The sequence below is a fragment of the Klebsiella sp. MS 92-3 genome (genome assembly GCF_000195655.1).
Lineage (GTDB): Bacteria > Pseudomonadota > Gammaproteobacteria > Enterobacterales > Enterobacteriaceae > Klebsiella > Klebsiella pneumoniae.
In genome coordinates this window covers 4,300-8,622 of record NZ_GL882805.1, presented here as the reverse complement: position 1 = coordinate 8,622, position 4,323 = coordinate 4,300, and the positions used below count along the sequence as shown (strand labels likewise).

Annotated in this window: 1 protein-coding gene; it reads right to left on the bottom strand. The window is 53.4% G+C overall.

Annotated elements, in window-relative coordinates; all coding sequences use genetic code 11:
• Positions 1-31 precede the first annotated feature (31 nt).
• Positions 32-4,060: a DNA-directed RNA polymerase subunit beta gene (gene rpoB, locus HMPREF9538_RS14735; protein ID WP_004152306.1), complete on the bottom strand. Its 4,029-nt coding sequence runs from the start codon at positions 4,058-4,060 to the stop codon at positions 32-34.
• Between the last annotated feature and the right edge of the window lie 263 nt (positions 4,061-4,323).

Genomic DNA, 4,323 nt, shown 5'->3' with positions numbered 1-4,323 from the left:
CCCCGGCAGCAGTGACCTGTTTGAGCGAGAATTACTCGTCTTCCAGTTCGATGTTGATGCCCAGCGAGCGAATTTCTTTCAACAGTACGTTGAAGGATTCCGGCATGCCCGGTTCCATCTGGTGATTGCCGTCCACGATGTTTTTATACATCTTGGTACGACCGTTCACGTCATCAGACTTAACGGTGAGCATTTCCTGCAGGGTGTAGGCCGCGCCGTATGCTTCCAGCGCCCACACTTCCATCTCACCGAAGCGCTGACCACCGAACTGTGCCTTACCACCCAGCGGCTGCTGAGTAACCAGGCTGTAAGAACCGGTGGAACGAGCGTGCATTTTGTCGTCGACCAGGTGGTTCAGTTTCAGCATGTACATGTAACCCACGGTTACCGGACGTTCGAACTGTTCACCGGTGCGGCCATCAAACAGGGTGATCTGACCGGAAGTCGGCAGGTCGCCCAGCTGCAGCAGCTCTTTGATTTCAGCTTCTTTCGCACCGTCGAATACCGGCGTTGCGATCGGCATGCCTTTACGCAGGTTTTCAGCCAGACGCAGAACTTCTTCATCGCTGAAGGTATTCAGGTCAACTTTCTGGCGAACGTCAGCGCCCAGATCGTAAGCACGCTGGATGAATTCGCGCAGTTTCGCGACTTCCTGCTGCTGTTTCAGCATGGCGTTGATCTTATCGCCGATGCCTTTTGCAGCCATACCCAGGTGAGTTTCAAGGATCTGACCGATGTTCATACGAGACGGTACGCCCAGCGGGTTCAGTACGATATCTACCGGCGTACCGTTAGCATCGTGCGGCATATCTTCGATCGGGTTGATCTTAGAGATAACACCCTTGTTACCGTGACGACCTGCCATCTTATCACCAGGCTGGATACGGCGTTTAACGGCCAGATATACCTTAACAATCTTCAGCACGCCCGGTGCCAGATCGTCGCCTTGGGTGATTTTACGGCGTTTCGCTTCGAGTTTTTTCTCGAACTCGTGTTTCAGTTCGTCATACTGCTCAGCCAGCTGTTCCAGCTGATTTTGTTTCTCTTCGTCGGTCAGGCCCAGTTCCAGCCAGCGATCGCGAGGCAGCTTGTCGAGCTTCTCAGCTTCAACGCCACCGGAGACCAGCACCGCGTAGATACGACTGAACAGACCGGCTTCGAGGATCTGCAGTTCTTCAGACAGGTCTTTTTTGGCCTGCTTCAGCTGCATCTCTTCGATTTCCAGAGCACGTTTGTCTTTTTCTACGCCGTCACGGGTAAAGACCTGAACGTCGATAACGGTACCAGAGACACCGTTCGGTACGCGCAGAGAAGAGTCTTTAACGTCAGACGCTTTCTCACCGAAGATCGCGCGCAGCAGTTTCTCTTCCGGCGTCAGCTGGGTTTCACCTTTCGGCGTTACCTTACCAACCAGAATGTCGCCGCCGGTCACTTCCGCACCGATATAAACGATACCGGATTCATCCAGTTTGGAGAGCGCAGCTTCACCCACGTTCGGGATGTCAGCAGTGATCTCTTCCGGCCCCAGCTTGGTGTCACGGGACACGCACGCCAGTTCCTGAATGTGGATAGTGGTGAAACGGTCTTCCTGGACAACACGCTCGGAAACGAGGATGGAGTCTTCGAAGTTGTAACCGTTCCACGGCATGAACGCTACACGCATGTTCTGACCCAGCGCCAGCTCACCGAGGTCGGTGGACGGGCCGTCTGCCAGCACGTCGCCGCGCTCAATAGGTTCGCCCAGGGACACGCAAGGCATCTGGTTGATGCAGGTGTTCTGGTTAGAACGGGTGTACTTGGTCAGGTTATAGATGTCGATACCTGCTTCGCCCGGGTACATCTCGTCTTCGTTAACTTTGATAACGATACGGGAAGCATCCACGTACTGAACGGTACCGCCACGTTTAGCCACGGCAGTAACACCGGAGTCAACGGCAACAGCACGTTCCATACCGGTACCAACCAGCGGCTTATCAGCGCGCAGAGTCGGAACCGCCTGACGTTGCATGTTCGCACCCATCAATGCACGGTTGGCGTCATCGTGTTCCAGGAACGGGATCAGGGACGCACCGACGGATACCACCTGCTGGGTGGATACGTCCATGTAGTCAACCTGGTCGCGGCTGAACAAGCTGGATTCGCCTTTGCTACGGCAGGTAACCAGATCTTCTACGAAGTGGCCGTTTTCATCCAGGTTGGAGTTCGCCTGAGCGATAACGTAGTTGCCTTCTTCGATAGCAGACAGGTAGTGAATTTCGTCAGTAACCACACCGTTGGTCACTTTACGATACGGCGTCTCAAGGAAGCCATATTCGTTGGTCTGCGCGTACACGGACAGGGAGTTAATCAGACCGATGTTCGGACCTTCAGGCGTTTCGATCGGACATACGCGACCGTAGTGGGTCGGGTGTACGTCTCGAACTTCGAAGCCTGCGCGCTCACGGGTCAGACCGCCTGGGCCGAGTGCGGAGATACGACGTTTGTGCGTAATCTCAGACAGCGGGTTGTTCTGGTCCATAAACTGAGACAGCTGGCTGGAACCAAAGAACTCTTTCACTGCTGCGGAAATCGGCTTGGCGTTGATCATATCCTGAGGCATCAGGGTATCCAGATCGCCAAGAGACAGACGCTCTTTCACCGCACGCTCTACACGTACCAGGCCAACGCGGAACTGGTTTTCCGCCATTTCGCCAACGGAACGGATACGACGGTTGCCGAGGTGGTCGATATCATCCACTTCGCCTTTACCGTTACGGATATCGATGAGCTTCTTCATCACTTCGATGATGTCGTCTTTGCTCAGGATACCGGAACCTTCGATTTCGTCGCGCAGCAGAGAACGGTTGAACTTCATACGACCAACCGCGGACAGATCGTAGCGGTCTTCAGAGAAGAACAGGTTCTCAAACAGACTTTCAGCGGCTTCACGAGTCGGCGGCTCGCCAGGGCGCATCATGCGGTAGATTTCTACCAGCGCGCTCAGACGATCGTTAGTCGGGTCGACGCGTACCGTTTCAGAGATGTACGGGCCGTGGTCCAGATCGTTGGTGAACAGCGTTTCGATACGCTTGTGGCCAGACTGGCTCAGCTTAGCCAGCAGATCCAGGCTCAGCTCCATGTTCGCCGGGCAGATCAGTTCGCCAGTCGCTTCATCGATATAGTCTTTAGCCGCCACTTTGCCCGCGATATATTCAACCGGCACTTCGATATGCTTGATATCGTCTTTTTCCAGCTGACGGATATGACGAGCCGTGATGCGACGGCCTTTCTCAACGTACACTTTGCCGTTGGCTTCGATATCGAAGGAGGCAGTTTCACCGCGCAGACGCTCCGGAATCAGCTCCATCTGCAGCTTGTTGTCGCGAATTTCAAAGACCACTTTTTCGAAGAACAGGTCAAGGATCTGCTCAGTGGTGTAATTCAGCGCGCGCAGGATGATGGTAGCCGGCAGCTTACGACGACGGTCGATACGAACGAACAGGTTGTCTTTCGGGTCGAATTCGAAGTCCAGCCAGGAACCGCGGTAAGGGATGATACGTGCGTTATACAGAACCTTACCGGAGGAGTGGGTCTTACCTTTGTCACTGTCAAAGAAGACGCCCGGGCTACGGTGCAGCTGAGAAACGATAACACGCTCGGTACCGTTGATAACAAAGGTACCGTTGTCGGTCATGAGCGGAATTTCGCCCATGTAGACTTCTTGTTCTTTAATGTCTTTGACGGTGCCTTCTGGCGCTTCGCGCTCGTAGATCACCAGACGCAGTTTTACGCGCAGCGGTGCAGAATAAGTCACGCCACGGATCTGACATTCTTTAACGTCAAAAACCGGTTCGCCCAGACGGTAGCTGACGTATTGCAGCTCGGAATTACCGCTGTAGCTCTGAATCGGGAATACGGAACGGAAAGCAGCTTCCAGACCATACTGCCCTTCAGGATCTTGCTCGATAAACTTCTGGAACGAGTCAAGCTGGATAGAAAGGAGATATGGCACATCCAGAACTTGTGGACGTTTACCAAAATCCTTACGAATACGTTTTTTCTCGGTATAGGAGTAAACCATAGGGTTCCTCAGCTCGCTGACAAGTCGACCCATCTGCCCGCAGAGGGCAGTTTTTTATGCAACACTATTTTGTTGACCGGAAAATGGAACACTTTCCGCAATGCCTGTTGCTATCACGCTTAAACCATTTCATTGCGATTTACACAGCCCAGGAACCCTAACCTGTCGCAGTATATTAAGTCGTCGATAGAAACAAGCATTGAGAGGCAAACCAGTAGTCAAACAGCGTGAAACGCTACTGGCGCCTTACAGCGCAAAAAGGC

Coding starts and splice junctions, on each gene's coding strand:
- rpoB (WP_004152306.1), bottom strand. CDS start 4,060: ATGGTTTACTCCTATACCGAGAAAAAACGTATTCGTAAGGATTTTGGT.